An 18,561-nucleotide genomic window follows, 5' to 3' on the forward strand; every position below is an offset into this window, starting at 1 on the left:
AGAGCCCTGCCCTGCGGACAGGGATCCGACCCCATCCATCCGCCAACAGAAAGGCCGCCCGAGGGCGGCCTTTCTGCGTGGCAACGTCGCGAGGACGTCAGTGCATCATGTGCACGTTCATGTTGTGCATGACCCACAGGGTGCCGATCACGATGATGCCGATCACCACGACGGTGAAGGCCGCAGCGTTGACGTTCCAGCGGCTTTCCGAAGAGCGGTCCAGGTGCAGGAAGAACACCAGGTGGACCAGCATCTGCAGCACCGCGGTGACCGCGATCACCACACCGTTGACGGTGCGCGAGAAATCGCCCGACATCACCATCCAGAACGGGATGACGGTCAGCACCACCGCCAGCACGAAGCCGATCAGGTACGACTTCACGCTGCCGTGGCTTTCGCCGCCGGTGCCGTGGTCGTGTGCATGGTTGTCATGTGCCATTACAGCGCTCCATTGAGGTAGACGACGGAGAACACGCCGATCCAGATCAGGTCCAGGAAGTGCCAGAACAGGCTCAGGCACGCCATGCGGGTCTTGTTGGTCGGGGTCAGGCCGTACTTCTTCAGCTGCACGAACATCACCAGCAGCCACAACAGGCCGGCGCTGACGTGCAGGCCGTGGGTACCGACCAGGGCGAAGAACGCCGACAGGAAGGCACTGCGATCCGGACCGTAGCCCTGATGGATCAGGTGCTGGAACTCCCACACTTCCATGCACATGAAGCCGAAGCCCAGCAGCCAGGTGATGCCCAGCCACAGGTACATCTGGCCCATCTGCTTGCGGTGCATGGCAATCATGCCCAGGCCGAAGGTCAGCGACGAGGTCAGCAGCAGCGCGGTTTCCCACGCCACGAACGGCAGCTCGAACAGGTCCTTCGCGGTGGGACCACCATCGGTACCGCCCGCCAGCACCACGTAGGTGGCGAACAGCGAGGCGAAGATGAGGCAGTCGCTCATCAGGTACACCCAGAAACCGAAGACGGTGTTGCCGCCGGTATCGTGGTGCTCGTGGTCGTCATGGCCATGGGCCGCCGCATGCGCGGCGTGCCCGTGGCTCAGGGTCGAGGTATTGGTGCTCATGCCTTCAGCTCCGACTTCACCAGGCCCTGGGCTTCCAGGTGCTTGCGGTGTTCGTTCTCGATGCGTTCCACCTCGGCGGCCGGGACCCAGTAGTCCACGTCCTGGTCGAAGGTGCGGTAGATGAACGTGGCGATCATGCCGACGAAGCCGACGATGGCCAGCCACCAGATGTGCCAGATCATCGCGAAGCCGAACACCAGGCTGAAGGCACCGATGACAACGCCCGTGCCGGTGTTGCGCGGCATGTGGATGTCGGTGTACTTGGCCGGCTTCGGCCAGGCTTCACCCCGCTGCTTGCGCTCCCAGAAATCGTCCAGCTCGGTGACTTCCGGCAGCGTCGCGAAGTTGTAGAAGGCCGGCGGCGAGGAGGTTTCCCACTCCAGCGTACGGGCATCCCACGGGTCGCCGGTCAGGTCGACGGTCTTCTTGCGGTCGCGGATCGACACGGCCACCTGGATGATCTGGCACAGGATGCCGGCGCCGACGATGAACGCGCCGCAGGCGGCAACCAGCAGCAGCGGCTCGTAGGCCGGGTTCACGGTGCTCTGCAGGCGGCGGGTCATGCCCATGAAGCCCAGCACGTACATCGGCATGAAGGTCACGTAGAAGCCGATGAACCAGCACCAGAACGCGCACTTGCCCCAGAACTCATTGAGGCGGAAGCCGAACATCTTCGGCCACCAGTAGGTGATGCCGGCGAACATGCCGAACACCACGCCGCCGATGATGACGTTGTGGAAGTGGGCGATCAGGAACAGGCTGTTGTGCAGCACGAAGTCGATGGCCGGAATCGCCAGCATCACGCCGGTCATGCCGCCGATGACGAAGGTGACCATGAAGCCGATGGTCCACAGCACCGGGGTGGTGAAGTGCACGCGACCGCGGAACATGGTGAACAGCCAGTTGAAGATCTTCACGCCGGTCGGGATCGAGATGATCATCGTCGTGATGCCGAAGAAGGCATTGACGTTGGCACCCGAACCCATGGTGAAGAAGTGGTGCAGCCACACGATGAACGACAGCACGCCGATGCAGGCGGTGGCGTAGACCATGCCCTTGTAGCCGAACAGCGCCTTGCGCGAGAAGGTCGCGATGACTTCGGAGAACACACCGAACGCCGGCAGGACCAGGATGTACACCTCCGGGTGACCCCAGATCCAGATCAGGTTGATGTACAGCATGGCGTTGCCGCCACCATCATTGGTGAAGAAGTGCGTACCCAGGTAACGATCCAGGGTCAGCAGCACCAGGGTGATGGTCAGCACCGGGAAGGCAGCGACGATCAGCACGTTGGTCACCAGGGCGGTCCAGGTGAACACCGGCATCTGCATCAGCTTCATGCTCGGGGTGCGCATCTTGAGGATGGTGATGAAGAAGTTGATACCACTGAGCGTGGTACCCAAACCCGCCACCTGTAGGCCCCAGATGTAATAGTCCATGCCGACGCTTGGACTGTATTCGATGCCCGACAACGGCGGGAACGCCAGCCAGCCGGTGGCAGCGAACTCACCGATCCACAGCGACAGCATGATCAGCACCGCACCGGACACGAACAGCCAGAAGCTGAGCGAGTTGACGAACGGGAACGCAACGTCGCGCGCACCGATCTGCAGCGGCACGGCCAGGTTCATCAGGCCGGTGATCAGCGGCATCGCCACGAAGAAGATCATGATCACGCCGTGGGCGGTGAAGATCTGGTCGTAGTGGTGCGGCGGCAGGTAACCCTCGGAACCACCGACGGCGATGGCCTGCTGGGTACGCATCATGATGGCGTCGGAGAAACCGCGCAGCAGCATGACGAAGGCGACGATGAGGTACATCACGCCGATCTTCTTGTGATCCACCGAAGTGAACCACTCCTTCCACAGATAGCCCCACAGCTTGAACTTGGTGATCAGGGCGACGACGCCCAGGCCACCAAGAACCGCGCCGACCAGGGTGGTCAGCACGATCGGATCGTGGGGGATCGACTCAAGAGAGAGTTTTCCCAACATGTTCATTCTCCCGAACCCGCGTGGCCGGCATGGCCTGCGTGTTCGTGTTCGGTGGCATCCAGGTTTTCACCCGATTCCTTGGAATCATGCGCGTCACTCGGGGCGTGGCCCTCGTGCGCTTCATGGGTGGCGGCATCGGCAGCGGCGGCACCAGCATGCGAGTGCTTCATGCCGTAATGCTTGTTGTCGCCCATGTGCTTGGCGATGACCCAGTCGAACAAGCCTTCTTCGGTCTTGCCGAAGTAAGTGACCGGATACCACTCGGCGTTGCGTGCTTCACCCAGGGCCTTGAACGAGGCCTTGTCCAGGGTCTGCTCGCCGGCGCGGACCTGGTCCAGCCACTGGCGGTACTCGGCATCGGTGACCGAGTAGGCGGTGAAGTGCATCTTGGCGAAGCCCGCGCCGCTGTAGTGCGAGGACATGCCCGGGAATTCACCGGTCTCGTTGGCGATCAGGTGGAGCTTGGTCTCCATCGCAGCCATCGAGTAGATCATGCTGCCCAGGTGCGGGATGAAGAATGCATTCATCACCGAATCGGACGTGATCTTGAAGTTCAGCGGCGTGTTGACCGGGAACTTGATTTCGTTGACGACTGCCACCTTCTCTTCCGGATAGATGAACAGCCACTTCCAGTCCAGCGAGATCGCCTCGATGGTGACCGGCTTGACGTCCGAATCCAGCGGACGGTACGGGTCCAGTGCGTGCGACGAGCGCCAGGTCAGGACCGCCAGCACCAGCACGATCATGCACGGGATCGACCACACCACCACCTCGATCGCCGTCGAGTGGGACCACTTCGGCTCGTAGCGGGCCTTGGTGTTGGAGGCGCGATACTTCCACGCGAACGTCAGGGTCATGATGATGACCGGGATGACGACCAGCAGCATGAGCACGGTGGCCGTGATCAGCAGGGTCTTCTCATCCTGGCCGATCTGGCCCTTCGGACTGAGGATGGCCACGGCATCGCAGCCGGTGAGCATCACCAGCAACGACAGCAGCAGGCCCGGGCGCAACCAGCGCCCAAGGGTTTTCAACGGAATCATCGGTCGATCCAATTGCGAGGGAATGCCGTTCCCCGTCCCTGCCTGTTCCGGCCAAAGCCGGTCCCACCGGTCCGGAAGACAGGCAGGGAGGTGGGGTCGAGTCAGCCTTTCAATTTTAGGCCGTCACCCACCATTTAAGAAAGACATTGACAATGATCGAACGCAGGAAAGGCCCGATTCTGGCTGCGACACGTTGTCGCACCGCGCAGGCGCGGCGGGCAGAACAGCCGGGGGCGGCATCCTAGCATCGGGCGGTGGCCGGCGCTTCGCCCTCGTTCGGCAAAGTCATCTGAACCTGTTCAGGCGTGCTCGCAGGTCAGCGGCATGGGATGCTCGGCGCAGGAGGAACGCCCATGGACAAGATCGACTTCAAGAAGCGCGACCGGGCGCTCTATCAACCGCCCGCCGGCAAGTTCGTACGGGTCGATGTACCGCCTCTGCCTTACGTGATGGTCGATGGTCGCGGCGACCCGAACACCGCCCCCGACTACCTGCAGGCCGTGCAGTGGCTGTATTCGGTGAGCTATGCACTGAAGTTCGCGCTGAAGGCCGAAGGGCGCGACTACGTGGTGCCACCGCTGGAGGCGCTGTGGAGCGCCGAGGACCCGGCCAGCTTCGTCGCGCGGCGCAAGGATGAGTGGGCCTGGACCGTGATGATCCGCACACCCGAGGGCATCGGCCCTGCGCAGTGGCAAGCGGCGATCGGAAAGGCGCGCGCGAAGCTGGGAGAGGCGCCGCCCAGCCTCCGCCATGAAGTCCTTGCCGAGGGCCCCAGCCTGCAGACCTTGCACGTGGGCGCCTACGACGACGAGGGACCCGTCCTGGCGCAGCTGCATGACGAAGTGATGCCCGCACTGGGATACACCTTTGCCGGCCCCCATCATGAGATCTACCTGAGCGACCCGCGCAGGACCGACGCAGCGCGGTTGAAAACCGTGCTGCGGCAGCCGGTGCGGCCGATCGGGCCTGATGAGGATTCCCGCAGATGACACGAGGAATGCCGTGCGCCTGAACAACCGCCTGATGCACTGGACCACCCTGCCCGCCGGGCGCCGCCTGATGGCCGTGCTGGGTGCTGCACTGGTGATCGTGCTGGCCTGCAATCCGGATCTGCTGCCGTTGTTGCCGGTGGTGGATGCGCTGGGGCTGGACGTGCTGATGCTGTTGCTGGGTGCGCAGGTGGTGGCGGTACTGCCTTGGGTCCGGGAGCGGGCCGCGCGCGGGATCAGAGTGCTTGCACGCCTGATGATCGGCGCATCGGCTGGAGCCGCGGGTGGTTATCTCCGGCAGCTGGCGTGGTGGCTGGCACGGGGTGCGGTGATGGCAGGCCGTTGATGGAATCCCGCTGCTAGACGCCCAAACAAAAGCCCCGACCTGAGCCGGGGCTTTTCATGCAACTGGTGCCGGAAACAGGAGTCGAACCTGCGACCTACGCATTACGAATGCGCCGCTCTACCAACTGAGCTATTCCGGCGTAGCTGGGCATTGTAGGACTACAAGCAACATGCGGTCAATGGCCGCGCATCTACCCTCTTCATGGGCCAACAAGCGGCTATCAGCTACTGAAAGTGGCTTTCACGGATGACCCTGGAACATCGCAGGTCGAGATCAACATGAAATGACTTCAGTCCGCCTTCTGGCAGCAGAACCCTGTCATGGACGTGCTGGACTGAGAAGCCAATATCTGCGGTGCCGGAAGACTCCTCCGCAATCCGATACATCTCCCGTTTCCATCCCCTCGTCTCTTGAACGTAAGTCTCGATTGTTGTCACGCATCGTTCTAGCCCTTCCCACCCCTTCTCGCCTCGGGACTCCTCCGCTGCACAGCCGCCCGCCATCAGCAATGGAAACAGCAGCCCAACTCTCAAGGTGACTAAGCGTTTCATCTGCGCCCCTCAATGATAGGTATGAAAACGCACACCCCTCATGACTTCCAATCATCTCAGCGATGTCTCCACCCGGTTCGCACACACCCGCCCCTCGGCGAAATCCCGCAGGTTCCCCAGCGTGATTGCCGAGATCTCCTGCAGCGCCTCTACGGTGAAGAAGCCCTGGTGGCCGGTCACCAGCACGTTGGGGAAGGTCATCAGGCGCTGGAAGGCCTCATCATCGATGATCTCGCCGGACAGGTCCTGGAAGAACAGCGCGCTTTCCTGCTCGTAGACGTCGATGGCCAGATGACCCAGCCGCCGCGACTTCAGCGCGCGGATCACCGCATGGGTATCGACCAGCGCACCGCGCGAGGTGTTGACCAGCATCGCGCCGGTCTTCATCCGCGCCAGCGAGGCGTCGTTGATCAGGTGTTGGGTATCGGGCGTCAGCGGGCAATGCAGCGACACGATGTCGGCGCGCGCCAGCAGTTCATCCAGCCCAACCATGTCGCCCACGCCGGCGAAGGCCGGCGATGGATACGGGTCATGCCCCAGCACGGTGCAGCCCATGCCGTGGAAGATGCGCGCGGTGGGCAGGCCGATCTTGCCGGTGCCGACGATGCCGACCGTGCGCCCATGCAGAGTGCGGCCGAGCAGGCCATCGAGCATGAAGTTGCCCTCGCGCACGCGATTGTAGGCGCGATGGGTCTGCCGGTTGAGCGTCATCACCAGCGCCAGCGCGTGCTCGGCCACGGCTTCGGGGGAATAGGCCGGCACCCGTGCGACGAACAGCTCCAGCGCTTTCGCGGTGGCCAGGTCCACATTGTTGAAGCCGGCGCAGCGCAGCAGGATGGCGCGTACGCCCAGCGCATGCAACGCGTGCAGAACCGGCGCGTCGAGGCGGTCGTTGACGAACACGCATACCGCGGCGCAGTCCTGTGCCAACGCAGCGGTATGCACGTCCAGCGCGGCATCGAAGTACACGAATGCAAAGCCCTGCCCGGCCGCATCGCGCTGGTTGGCCTCGTCGAGGAAGCGACGATCGTAGGGGCGGGCACTGAAAACGGCGGTCTGCATGGACAGGCCTGGCTGGAATTCCCTGCCGACCATACCGCAGCACCTGCCCTGATGGGATGGTCCCGGCGATACGGATATCGCCGGGACCGAGTGCCCCTTAGAACCGGTAGCCCAGGCCCAGCATCACGCCGTTCTGGATCTGCCCGTCGCGGCGCTCACCCACGTAGTCGGCCATGATCGACAGGCGCTCGCTGGCGCGACTGGTCACGCCGACGTTCCAGGCCAGCACCTGCTCGCCCACGGCCTGGCTGCTGGCACCAAACACCAGGTCCGGGGCCGCAGCAAAGCCGGTGCTGTAGCGCGCCTGCGAATCGCCCAGCTCCTTCTGCCAGACCACGCGGGCACGCGGGGTAATGCGCTCACCGTTGTTGCCTTCGAAGGTCTTGAACAGCTGCAGGCCGGCACCCACACGAATGCTCTCCAGGCTGCCGCTGCGGCCCACCAGCGCACCGGCGCCCTGCCCTTCATTGAAACGGGTGACCGAGGTCCGTGCGTAGTCCACCACCGGCAGCAGCGGCTGGATCACCAGACCCTTTCCAGTGGTGAAGGAGAACGCATGCTCCACCCTTGCCGAGATGGCATCGTTGCTGTACTTCGCGCGCAGAGGCTGCTGCAGCCCATCAATGCCGCCGACACTGCGGCGGGTGTCATGCCGCAGGTCGGTGTAGCGCACGGCCGCCGACAGGTAGCCCCGCGAATAGGTCGCATCCAGGTGGCCGCCCACATCCAGCGCGCGTACGTCGCCACTGAAGCCGGAGCCGTCGCTGGCCTTGGTCGACATGTCGGCGGCGGCCACGCTCACGCCGAGGGTCACGCGGTCATCGGCCACGCGGGTATCGGCACCGATCACGATGCCGCCGACAGTGTGGCTCAGGCCGGCCACACCACCGTCGGCGTCGATGCGGCCATGGCTGGCGAAACCGCGCGCCCACAGGCCATGGCTGCGCCCCGCCACGCGGCTGTCGCCAGCAGCCTCGCCGGCCGGTTCAACCAGATGCATGGCCAGCTGGTTGAACAGGCTGCCATGGCGCATGCCCGGCTGCGCCGACACCGACTGCGCCGCCTGCGAAGCCAACCCGTCTGCATCGCCGCCACTGCGCATCGCTGCCTGGTGCTGCTGCACCACGTTGCCGATGCTGCCGATCAGTGCATTGTCGGCCAGGCGCAGGCTGGCATGCGCATCACCGCGCAGGGCGCCAGCCTGCTGTGCGATCACATCGCGGTCGCTGAACTGCAGCGCGCCGAGCAACGACTTCAGGCCGCTGTCCTGGCGGTCCGCTGCAGCGGCCAGCGCGCGCCCCAGGCCGTCGCCGGAGGTGCCGTTGGCGAACAGGCCCAGCTGATCGAAGCCCGGGTTGGCGGTCAGCCACAGGCCGTCGGCGGTCTGGTTGACGTTGAAGCTGAGCAGCGAATTGTGGCGCGGGCGAAACACTTCACCGGTCGTGATGCTGGCGCTGTAGCCGGCATCGCCCAGCCGCACGGCATCCTGGAAGCCCCCCTGGTAGATCGGTCCTTCCACCAGGTCGCGACGGTAGGTGCCGGCATAGAAGCCCTGGGCCACGTTCAGCGCCAGATGTGCGCCCTGCGCGATCACCAGCGCGCCCTCCTCGGAGCCGCCATCGTAGAAGCTGCCGACGCGCAGGCGGCCACTGCCGGTACCACCGGTTTCGGTAACATCGAACAGCACCTGCCCGCCGGGCATGATGTTGACGTAGCCGTGGGTCACCAGATCACCACCACGCGGCATCAACGTACCGAACACGCGCAGGCGGTTGAAGCCGTCTTCGCGGTAGGACGGGCCGGTGGCATCCAGCAACGCATCGCTGTCGGTGCCGACCGATGCGATATCACCGTGGCCGACCACGATGCTGCCCGGCATCACCCGCAGCTCTGGGGTGCGCAGTGCACCGCCCTCCAGTGCGATGGTGCCGTTGTCCACCAGAATGAAATCGGCGCCGGTGGTTTCGGCGGTGCGCCAGGTGGCGCCATTGCTGACACGGATCACGCCCGCCGAACTTGCCAGGGTCGAGGCATCCAGATCGGCCAACCGCAACTGGCCGCGCAGCTCATCCTGGAGGTCGGGATCGGCGAGCATCTGTTGCAGCGACTGCGTGCCGATGCCGTTCGGCCCCCGCGTGGAGACGTTGTACAGGCTCACCGCGTAGTTGATGTAGGTGCTGGCCCAGTCGGTGTTCCAGCGCGCGAAATCGTCGTCGACGAAGGCCTGCAGCTGGCGCGCGGTGCGCAGGTAACCCGGGTTGATGTCGCCGCTGACGTTGCTGGTGACACGGAGGGTGTCGCCCGGATCGCGATAGCCTGCCGTGTTGATGATGTTGTTGCCGCGGATGTCCTGGCCCGGGAACGACTCCAGCTTGCTGCCGCTGCCATCCGGATCGAAGGTGACCGACGTACCCGTGGTGCGCGCCGGGTCGCGGAATACCAGCAGGCCATTGGGTTGAACCACTTCATACATCGCCTTGTGCAACAGGCCCGCATCCATCCCGCCGCCGTAGTTGCCTGTGTAGATCTGGGTCATGCGCGCTGACGGCGCATAGGTGATCTTGCCGCCACTGCTGGCGGCATGGATCTGCACCGAGTCGACCAGTGGCAGATCGCCGCCGAGGTAACGGTTGACGCCACCGGACTGCATGATCGAGCAGGACGAGATGCAGTGGCCGGACACGATGGTGTCCAGGCCCTGGGTGCGGATCACCGCCTGCAGCCACTCGCCGGCGATCAGCGCGCCACCATTGGATGTGCGCAGCACGACCTCGCGGATCGGACGGCCTTCAGCCTGTGCCTTGGCCAGCAGCGCGGGCAGCGCCACCACGTCGGCGACGGTCACGCCGCCGCTGAGGAAGACGCGATCGTCCCGCACGTGATAATTCATTGCCATGACGTCATCAACCGCCGCCATGGCGGTGATGCCCATCAGCCCGGCCAGGGCCAGGCTCAACTTCGAATGCTTCATGTGTTCTCTCTCCACCCGCAACACACGGGTCAGGAGTTCAACGTCCGGGCGGCGCAAACTCCCCCAGCGCACCAGGCCCCGAAACATGAATGCATTCACAATGAAATCAGGGGCCATGCACACTCTTCCCCATCCGGTCATCGTCGCGTAAAACTCGAAGACGCACCCGCCACCGACGCCCGAGGCCAGCCCTGTCCGCCCCCTCTCCTCTGATCCATCGCGCGCCGGACCTGTCCGTGCCGACGGACGCGTTCATTGCGTTCGTACGGGAAGAACGCGCGCCGTTGTGCGCTTTCCTGCGCACGCGCGGCGTTGGGCCGGAGGATGCCGAGGACATCGCGCAGGACTGCATGGAGCGGCTGATCCGCTATCGCGCGCACAGTGCCGACGAGCTGCGGTTGCTGCTGTATCGTATCGCCCGCAACCGCCTGGCAGACCGTGGCCGCTCGTCGCAGTCGCGGCCACACCTGTCCCTTGCCGAACACGATGGCGGCGACGAGCCCTCCAGCACGTCGCCCGATCCATTGCGCCAGGCCGAGTCCGGGCAGATGCTGTCCCTGCTGCGGCAGGCCCTGTTCAAGCTGCCCGAGCGCGCGCGCGAGGTGTACCTGCTCAACCGGATCACCGGCATGAGCTATACGCAGATCGCGCGGCACTGTGGAATCACCGCCAAGACCGTGGAAAAACATATCGCCCGCGCCCTGCAGGGCCTGCGCCAGGAACTCGGATCGGATCCGCTGCACAACGACAGGGACAACGGATGAGTCACGCCAGACCCAGGGAAGACACCCTGCTGTTTGAACGCGCCAGCGCCTGGGTGGCGCGGCTGGAAGCTCCGGACTGCACGGCGGGCGAGCGCGAGGCGTTCGAGGACTGGCTGGCCGAGGACCCGGCCCATGTCAGCGCCTGGATCCAGGCCGAGACCCTGTTCCAGCGGGGCGAAGAACTGGCCGCCGACCCGTGGCTGCGCACCGCCGCAGCACGTGCGGCACGGCCGGCGCAGCGTCGCTGGCTGCCGGCAGTGGCCGCCGCCGCAGGCGTCTGCCTGGCCATCGGGATCGGCTGGATGGTCGCCATCGACGGCAACCCCACACCGCTGCGCTATGCCAACGATTCCCACCAGCCCCGGCAGCAGACGCTGGCCGATGGCAGCGTGGCCACGCTGGATGCGGGCACCACGCTGCACGCCCGATTCGGTTGGCGCCATCGCAACCTGGTGCTGGAACGGGGCCGCCTGCAGCTGCAGGTCGCACCGTCGAGCAAGGCGCTGCAGCTGCGCGCCGGCGACAGCACCATCCGCGACATCGGCACCACCTTCCAGGTGGAGCGCCTGAACGACGGCCTGGTCGAAGTCGCACTGCTGGAAGGTGCGGTGGAAGTCAGCAATGGCGGGGCCCAGCACACCCTGGCACCCGGCCAGCAGCTGCAGGTGCTGCCCTCGGGCCGCTTCCAGCCCGGCCCGGCGCTGTCGTCCAATGCCGCTGCCGAAGGCTGGCTGCAGGGACAGCTGGTGTTCGATGCCACGCCGCTGTCGATCGTGGTCGAGCGCATGAACCGCTACGGTCGCACGCCGCTGGTGATCGCCGATCCCGAGATCGCCAGCCTGGCCGTGAGTGGCACCTTCCGTGCCGGCGATGCGCAGGAACTGCTGTCGGCGCTGGAACTGGGCTGGTCGGTAGCTGGCCAGACGCGACCGGATGGCGCGCTGGAACTGCGCCGCACGTACTGAGGAGGCCTGCAGTGAAGGCAGTACCGGGCGCGCTGCGGGAGGGGCTGCTCTGCACCCTGTTCTGCTTCGCGCTGAGCATCGCCGCGCTGCCCTCTGCCGATGCAGCCGAACAGGCCGGCACCCTGGAGGTCCATGTGGGTTCAGGCCCACTCGCACCGGCCCTGCAGCAATGGGCGCGCCAGAGTGGCATCGCCCTGCTGTTCGATGCGCGTGAACTGGATGGCCTGCGCACGGCCGGCACCCATGGCCAAAGCGATGCGGCCGCGGCCCTGAAGGAACTGGTCGCCGGCATGCCGGTGACCATCCTGCGCACGCCTGCCGGTGGATTCGTCGTCCGCCGCACCCGGCCAGCACCGCCATCGCCCCCGCCGGTCGCGACGCGTGCGATGCCCGCGGTACCGTCGCCGGGCGGGGTGCCCGAGACGCCACCGCAGGTGGAGCTGGCGCCGATCCATGTCACCGGCAGCCGGCTGCCGCGCACCTCCGTGCAGACCACGCTGCCGGTGACCATCATCGACCGCGATGACATCCTGCGCAGCGGTTACGGCAGCCTGTTCGACCTGCTGCGGCACTTGCCGGGCATGAACGGCCACCCGGCGATGAGCACCTCGCGCAGTGGCGATTCGCAGTACCTGCCGGTGGGTGCGGCCACCACCACCAGCCTGGACGGCATGGGTCCGCGTGCGACCTTGTTCCTGGTCAATGGCCGGCGCCTGCCACGCTATCCGATGGTGTCGCTGGAACAGGGCGGGCTCACCGACCTGGGGGGCATCCCGCTCAGCTTCGTCGAGCGCATCGAACTGGTGCGTGGCGGTGCGTCGGCCATCTATGGTGCCGACGCGATGTCCGGCGTGGTCAACATCATCCTGCGTGACCAGGCCGATGGCCCTGAAGCCATGCTGCAGACCGGCCTGAGCGGGCGCGGCGACGCCGGCCAGTATCGCCTGCAGGCGGCCACCGGTGGCGTGCGTGACGGAGGGGACCGCTGGTTCGCTGGCGTCGACCTGCATCGCATCGACCACGTGGCCGGCGATCGCCGCGAATGGCATGCGGAAACCTCGCAGTACCTGATCGGCGCGTTCCGCGATGGACGCTACTGGCCGGCAAAGCGCTGCGAAGGGCCATTGAAACGGCGCGATGGCGCCTGCTGGTTTGACAGCGCACGCCCGCGTTCGCTGCAACCGGCCTCGGACACCGCCTCGGCCTACCTGCGCTATCGGCATGAGCGCGGCGAAGGTCGCTACGCCTACGCCGAGGCGCGGGCCAGCCACAACCGGCAACGCTTCGACCTCGGCCCGACCGCCGTAGCCATCGGGCTTTATGGGTTCACCTTCAACAGCGTGCTGCGCGAAGCCGGCAACGTGCGTCCGCATGTACGTGCCACCGATGCCGACGTCACCTTTGGCATGGGCCGCGACCAGGGCCGCCGCAGCTGGGATGCCGGCATCAGCGCACAGCGCAGCGATGTCACCCTGACGACGTCCGGCACCGTGCGCGCCCAACCACTGCTGCGCGCTGCCGAGACGCTGGATTTCCTGCCCGGCTTCACCTCGTTGCCGGCAGAGACCGCCGCGCAGTTGTTCCCGTCGATCCGCAACCGCGGGCGCACCGAGCAGTGGCAGGGCTGGTGGGGCATGCAGCGCGAGTTGATGCCATTGGCCGGCGGTGCTGCACAAGTGGCCACCGGCATCGACCTGCGCCAGGAACGCTGGACGTCGCATCCCGACGCGCTGCTGAGCCAGGGCGACCTGGCGCTGGGCCTGCCACAGGAACAACGCCACCTGTCACGCCGCAGTGGCGGTGCCTACGCCGAACTCGGCCTGCCATTGGCGCGCACGCTGCGCATGGACCTGGCAGCACGCTGGGACCGCGATGGCGATTACCAGGCTTTCTCGCCGCGCGTGGGCGTACGCTGGAGCCCGACACCGCAGTGGTCATTCCTGCTTGCCACCGGGCGCGGCTACCGGGCCCCCAGCCTGTTCGAGCAACGGCGGCCGCCGGGCTATTTCGGCGCGATCGAACTACCCGCCTCCAGCGCACTGCCCAACTGCGCGCAGAGCAACGGCAACGGACGCTGCAGCGTAACCGTGGACGTGGTGGAGAACGATGCGCTGAAAGCGGAGCGGTCGCGCAGCCATTCCCTGGGTGCGACCTGGACACCGACCGATGCGTTTTCACTGTCGCTGACCCACAACATCGTCGAACTGCGCAACGAGATCCTGGCCCTGCAACCGGCCGACGCAGTGTGGAATTCAAGCACGTGGGAGTTGGACGAGGACGGCAACCTGCACAACCTGCGCCTGTCCTTCGACAACATCGGCCGCACCACGTCGCGCAACCTTGTTCTGCGCGGGGAGTACCACATCGACACCGGCAGCACCGGCCAGTGGCTGTTCTCGCTCGATGCGCTGAAGCAGCAGGAACTGCGCCGCGAGCGTGGCCATGAAGCGACGGTGGACCTGCGTGGCCATGTCACGCCAGCGATGGCCGCCGTGCTCAATGTGCAGTGGCAGAACAGCAACTGGGACATCGCCCTGCGCGGCAACCAGGTAGGGCGCACGCGTGCCTGGCTGCCCGGTGCGGAATGCCCGGAGGAACAGCGCGAGCAGAACCATTGCATGAATCCGCGGCAGCTGCGCTGGAACCTGCACCTGGCAAGGCGGCTGGGGCCGCGCGTGGTCGCCGCGCTGGACGTGCACAACGTGCTCGACACGCAACCGGTGAACTACCTGGTCGGCAATGGCGGCCAGATGCCGGGGCTGGACGATCCACTTGGCCGCTACTTCCTGCTGACCCTGCAGATCCGCTGAGCGTAGTACCCTACGCGCCCTGTTCCATCGGTCCCCCACCACCCCATGAAGGCCTATCTCTGGTTCTGGGGCGCGTTCCTGCTGTTCTTCGCGTTGCCCTTCCCCTGCATCCTCTACTTCGGCACGTCGTGGCCGGTGCCACTGGCCGACCGCAGCGCGCCATGGCTGGCCCTGCTGCTGCTCGCCCTGTCGCTGGCCCTGTGGCTCGCGTTGCTGCTCGCCTTCCTGCACTACCTGCTACTGGGCCCGCCGCGCGCGCTGCATCGGGTGCGCACCATCCTGGCCGACGGTGAGCCGCGTGATGCGTTGATCGAACAGGCCGAGCAGACCGGCGTGCACGTGCGCGGCTTCGCGCAGTGGAGACTGAAGCTTGGCTTCCAGAACCTGTCCGGCACGCCGATCAATGAACAGATGCTGGTGGTGGACAGCAAACCGCAGCTGCAGCGTTTCGTGGCCGGCCAGCGCATCGAGGTTCGCCTGAGCCGGACGCCGGGTGCGTTCCCCAATGTGGTGCTGGAGGGCGCCCAGCCCGAACTTGATGTCGCCAGCCTCTGGCGCCGCGGCGCCGGCGTGGTCATCGGCATCGTCGTGGTTGCCAGCGCCTACGTGCTCGCCTATCGGCTGCAGAGCGAGGGCCTGGGCTGGACGTTCATGTCCTTCGGCCACCCACTGCTGGTGTGCCCGCTGGTGTTGTGCGGCTACGCCCTGGGCCTGCGCGTCCTGGGGCGCCTGCTGCAGGCTGATGCGCGCGGCGACGCGCTGAAGTACCGCGGCATCGGCGTGGATGCGAAGGTGCTGAAGCTGCGCCAGACCGGCACCTACCTCAACGAGCAGCCGCAGGTGGAGTTCCAGCTGGAGTACACCGACCGCCAAGGTGGCATACAGCAGGTGAGCGTGCGCCGCTTCATCCCGTTGATCGAGCTGGCCAACCTTCCACGCGAGCAGGTCACGCTGCTGTACGACCCGGAAGATCGCGGCAACGTTCGCCTGGAGGGTGTATGAAGCAGCCCCCCTCGACGCGACTGGTATTTTCGATGGTGCTGCTGTTGCTGGCCGGCGTCGCCGTTGCCGGCGGGGCACTGCAGACCCTTGCCGAAACGATGGGCCATTCGGTGCAGGATGACCGCGCAACCACGCCGATCACCACGCCTCCACCGCGCGAGCGGCCTGCTTCGCTCGCACCGATTCCCGAACCGCGGTCGATGCCGATGCCCGAACGCAGCAACCGCTTGTTCGATGCGGACTACCTGCTGGCCGCCCGCCAGGCACTGGAACAGATGCCAGCCCTGGCCGGGCACCGGTTGATGGTGTTCCACAGCATCCACTTCTACGATGATGGCCGCATCAATCTGGACCTGGTCGATCCGCAGCAACCTACGCACGTGGACAGCTACCACTTCGAGCACGGCCAGTGGCGCAAGGGCGACCCGGTCGATCCGCAGCGCTTCGCGCCCACCATCACCCTGCGCCGCAGCAGCACGGCGCTGGCCAACATCGATTTCGAGGCGGTGCCACGCGTCGCCCAGGCGCTGCAGGCACAGCGCAACGCATTGATGGGCACACCCGGTGAAGTCGGCCACGTCTATGTGATCGTGCGCAAGGGCGGCAGGCTGGTGTGGCTGCCGGACGAGGTCGCCGGCGATCGCCAGTCCGCACGACTCTCGTTCGACGCACAGGGGCGTTCCGGCCACGCGAACCGACGATAGTCAACGCAAAAAGGGGACGGAGGGGATTAAGTCGCAGACCGCACCAAGGCACATACGACTTAATCCCCTCCGTCCCCTTTTTCTATTTCAACGCGTCCATCGGCAGCATCAGCGCGATGTCACCCACGCACGACAGCAGCATGCCGGCCAGCACCGCGCGCCGGTAGGACGGCTGCGCAGGATCACGCACCCGCCAGGCAATGGCCGCGATCAGCAAGGTGGTCGCCGGCTTCGCCAGCCAATGCAGCCAGCGCCCGTCACCGGGCAGGAACGCGCCGATGATGGCGAGGATTGCCATCGACAGGATCACGCCATCGCGGGCGCGCGGTTTCATCGCGCCTTCCACAGGTCCGCCAGGCGGTCAGGCTTGCCGGCGATACGCTCCAGCACCGGATACTGCAGGCCACCGTGGTAGTCGATGTTCATCGTCTCGATGCGGTCGAACTGCTTCACCAGCAGGACGATCGGCGCCTTGTCCTTGGCCGCCGTCGCCACCGCATCCTTCAAGCGCTGGCTGCTGTACTCGCGCCCGCCAACCGCAATCACCTTCATGCCGGGTGCAAGACCGGCGTTGAACGCCGGGCTGTCCCAGATCACGTCGCCGACCACGCCGCTGTCGAGCACGGTCGCGCCCAGCGAATAGGCCAGCAGTGCGGCCTTGGCACGCTTTTCCTGCGCCTTGTAGGCGTCGTTCGGGGTATCGCGGTAGACCAGCTTCCAGCCCGCCAGTTCCAGCCCCCCGGTCAACGAACCGTGGCCGTCCAGGCGCCCGCGCAGGAACGTCGCCCAGTCGTACGGCACGATGCCGTTCAAGGTCGCAACCACGTCGTCGAAGGTGTAGGGGTTGACGTCCCAGTCACCGTTGCCAACCCCGAAGAAGGCGCGCGCGAAGTCATCCAGGCTGCGGCGGTTGCCGCTCAGTTCGCGCAGCTTGCCCTCCACTTCCAGCCACAGCATCTGGCCACCGGAGTAATAGTCTTCGCTCATCTGGTAGTTGCGGTACGGCAACGTCCGGCGCTGGGCGATGGTCGGGTCGTTGGTGGTGTCCTGCAACGGCCGCCAGGCTAGGCCAGGGCGGCCGCGATCATAGGTCGCGGCCACATTGGCCAGCATGTCGCGTGCCTGCGCGACCGACCACAGCCCAGAGCGCGCCGCCAACACCTGCCCCCAGAACTGGGTCTGGCCTTCGTACACCCACAGCAGGCTGTCGCCCATCGGCGTGTTGAAGTTGGCGGTGGTCAGGTCAGCGCCACGGCGGTACTTGCCGTTCCAGGAATGGGTGTACTCGTGCGGCAGCAGATCGCGCATCCAGGCGTTGTCGTCCCACTCGGTGAAGTAACCCGGGGCGGCGCTGTTCTCGCTGGAACGGTGATGCTCCAGGCCGATGCCACCAAGACGGTCGGTCAACGCCAGCAGGAATTCATAGTGGTTGTAGTGGCGCGCGCCGTAGAGCTTGTCGGCCTGCTGCACCAGTGCGCGGTGCAGGGTGATCTGTGCCTCGCTCGGCTTCAGCGACTTGGCCTCGTCGGCAAACACATTGAGGTGCACCGGCACCTTCGCGCCCGGATCGAGATCGATGCGCTGGTAGTGCTCGCCGGCAAACAACGGCGAATCGACCAGGTGATCATAGGAGATCGGCTTGAACACCACGGCATCGCCGTCGCGGCGCGCGGTTTCCAGCGCAGTGGCAAACGACCAGCCCTTGGGTAGGATCACGCTGGCCTGCGCCTGCAGGTCGCGTGTATCGACGCCGGCCGGATACAGCGAGTTGGCATTCCACTGCAGGTTGAGCATCTCCGGGGTCATCACCACCCGGCCCTGGCTGCCGCCCTGCGAGGACAGGAAGTCGAAGTGGGCGACGATCTCGCTGACGCCCTCGGGCACGTCTACCTTGAACGCATAGACGTTGTACTGGTCGCGCTGCCAGGCCAACGGCTTGCCGTTGGCGGTCACGCGCAGGCCGGCCAGCTTGTCGATCGGGCCGGTGGGCGAATGGTTGCCGGGAATCCACTGCGGGTACAGCAGGGTCATCGGACCGGGTTTGACCGGTACGGTGGCGGTCACCTTGAAGATGCGGCGAGCGAGATCGCGCGCATCCACATCGATGCGCAGCAGGCCGGGCGCCGTGGCGTTGGCCGGCGGCGAAATCTGCGCCAGTGCAGGCGAAGCAGCCAGCGCGAACAGCACGGACATCACCAGGGCTCGGGTCTTCATCGGGCAGCATCCAACAGCGGAGAATCCTCCGATGCTAGGCCTGTAAAGTGCCCTGCCCCATGGCCAAAG

14 protein-coding genes, 1 tRNA gene and 1 pseudogene are annotated in these 18,561 nt (G+C 65.8%); 7 read left to right on the top strand and 9 right to left on the bottom strand.

What is annotated here, in order from left to right:
• Positions 1–97: 97 nt before the first annotated feature.
• The 4 genes from cyoD to cyoA are packed head-to-tail and all read right to left on the bottom strand — an operon-like array spanning position 98 to position 4,114.
• A complete protein-coding gene (cyoD, locus tag AC10QF_RS01865) occupies positions 98–439 on the bottom strand; it encodes a cytochrome o ubiquinol oxidase subunit IV (protein ID WP_005415725.1) in 342 nt (113 codons plus the stop codon).
• The gene (gene cyoC, locus AC10QF_RS01870; RefSeq protein WP_005408583.1) at positions 439–1,077 is read right to left on the bottom strand and encodes a cytochrome o ubiquinol oxidase subunit III; all 639 of its coding nucleotides are present in this window, start codon (positions 1,075–1,077) and stop codon (positions 439–441) included. Before cyoC ends, cyoD begins: the two co-directional genes overlap by 1 nt.
• Complete coding sequence (cyoB, locus tag AC10QF_RS01875; protein WP_061479143.1) at positions 1,074–3,071, bottom strand: cytochrome o ubiquinol oxidase subunit I; 1,998 nt, start codon at positions 3,069–3,071, stop codon at positions 1,074–1,076. The genes cyoC and cyoB overlap by 4 nt, the downstream gene beginning before the upstream one ends.
• A 2-nt stretch (positions 3,072–3,073) precedes the next feature.
• Complete coding sequence (gene cyoA / locus AC10QF_RS01880) at positions 3,074–4,114, bottom strand: ubiquinol oxidase subunit II (RefSeq protein ID WP_005415723.1); 1,041 nt, start codon at positions 4,112–4,114, stop codon at positions 3,074–3,076.
• 353 nt (positions 4,115–4,467) lie between these two features.
• On the opposite strand from cyoA, the gene AC10QF_RS01885 reads away from it, so the two are divergent.
• The gene (locus AC10QF_RS01885; RefSeq protein ID WP_494541640.1) at positions 4,468–5,103 is read left to right on the top strand and encodes a GyrI-like domain-containing protein; all 636 of its coding nucleotides are present in this window, start codon (positions 4,468–4,470) and stop codon (positions 5,101–5,103) included.
• A gap of 13 nt (positions 5,104–5,116) precedes the next feature.
• Positions 5,117–5,449, top strand: coding sequence for a hypothetical protein (locus AC10QF_RS01890; protein WP_494541641.1), 333 nt, complete (start codon positions 5,117–5,119; stop codon positions 5,447–5,449).
• Positions 5,450–5,512: 63 nt separating this feature from the next.
• On the opposite strand, the gene AC10QF_RS01895 is transcribed toward AC10QF_RS01890, so the two are convergent.
• The 3 genes from AC10QF_RS01895 to AC10QF_RS01905 all read right to left on the bottom strand — a co-directional run bounded on the left by AC10QF_RS01895 (position 5,513) and on the right by AC10QF_RS01905 (position 10,033).
• Positions 5,513–5,588: transfer RNA gene (locus AC10QF_RS01895), tRNA-Thr, on the bottom strand.
• 463 nt (positions 5,589–6,051) lie between these two features.
• Positions 6,052–7,062: a 2-hydroxyacid dehydrogenase gene (locus AC10QF_RS01900; protein WP_494541642.1), complete on the bottom strand. Its 1,011-nt coding sequence runs from the start codon at positions 7,060–7,062 to the stop codon at positions 6,052–6,054.
• 97 nt (positions 7,063–7,159) lie between these two features.
• Complete coding sequence (locus AC10QF_RS01905; protein ID WP_494541643.1) at positions 7,160–10,033, bottom strand: autotransporter domain-containing protein; 2,874 nt, start codon at positions 10,031–10,033, stop codon at positions 7,160–7,162.
• Positions 10,034–10,269: 236 nt separating this feature from the next.
• Here AC10QF_RS01905 and AC10QF_RS01910 point away from each other — a divergent pair, with 236 nt between their 5' ends.
• The 5 genes from AC10QF_RS01910 to AC10QF_RS01930 are packed head-to-tail and all read left to right on the top strand — an operon-like array spanning position 10,270 to position 16,278.
• Positions 10,270–10,797 (top strand): RNA polymerase sigma factor, encoded by a 528-nt coding sequence (locus tag AC10QF_RS01910; RefSeq protein ID WP_080352916.1) that lies wholly within the window; start codon positions 10,270–10,272, stop codon positions 10,795–10,797.
• Positions 10,794–11,762, top strand: a complete 969-nt coding sequence (locus AC10QF_RS01915) for a FecR family protein (RefSeq protein ID WP_494541644.1) — start codon at positions 10,794–10,796, stop codon at positions 11,760–11,762. The genes AC10QF_RS01910 and AC10QF_RS01915 overlap by 4 nt, the downstream gene beginning before the upstream one ends.
• An 11-nt stretch (positions 11,763–11,773) precedes the next feature.
• Positions 11,774–14,572, top strand: coding sequence for a TonB-dependent receptor plug domain-containing protein (locus AC10QF_RS01920; protein ID WP_494541645.1), 2,799 nt, complete (start codon positions 11,774–11,776; stop codon positions 14,570–14,572).
• Between the two features lie 45 nt (positions 14,573–14,617).
• Positions 14,618–15,574 carry a hypothetical protein gene (locus tag AC10QF_RS01925; protein WP_494541646.1) on the top strand — a complete coding sequence of 319 codons (957 nt, stop codon included), beginning with the start codon at positions 14,618–14,620 and terminating at the stop codon, positions 15,572–15,574.
• Positions 15,571–16,278 carry a hypothetical protein gene (locus AC10QF_RS01930; RefSeq protein WP_494541647.1) on the top strand — a complete coding sequence of 236 codons (708 nt, stop codon included), beginning with the start codon at positions 15,571–15,573 and terminating at the stop codon, positions 16,276–16,278. Before AC10QF_RS01925 ends, AC10QF_RS01930 begins: the two co-directional genes overlap by 4 nt.
• Positions 16,279–16,369: 91 nt before the next feature.
• On the opposite strand, the pseudogene AC10QF_RS01935 reads toward AC10QF_RS01930, so the two are convergent.
• Together AC10QF_RS01935 and AC10QF_RS01940 are read right to left on the bottom strand one after the other, a co-directional pair.
• Positions 16,370–16,612 (bottom strand): annotated as a pseudogene (locus AC10QF_RS01935) (lysoplasmalogenase family protein); the annotation flags it as partial.
• Entirely contained in the window at positions 16,609–18,492 is a 1,884-nt protein-coding gene (locus tag AC10QF_RS01940; protein WP_494541648.1) for a M61 family metallopeptidase, read from the bottom strand. The pseudogene AC10QF_RS01935 and the gene AC10QF_RS01940, both read right to left, overlap by 4 nt.
• Between the last annotated feature and the right edge of the window lie 69 nt (positions 18,493–18,561).

It is taken from the genome of Stenotrophomonas maltophilia complex sp. Om-AH-Sm3 (assembly GCF_059337855.1).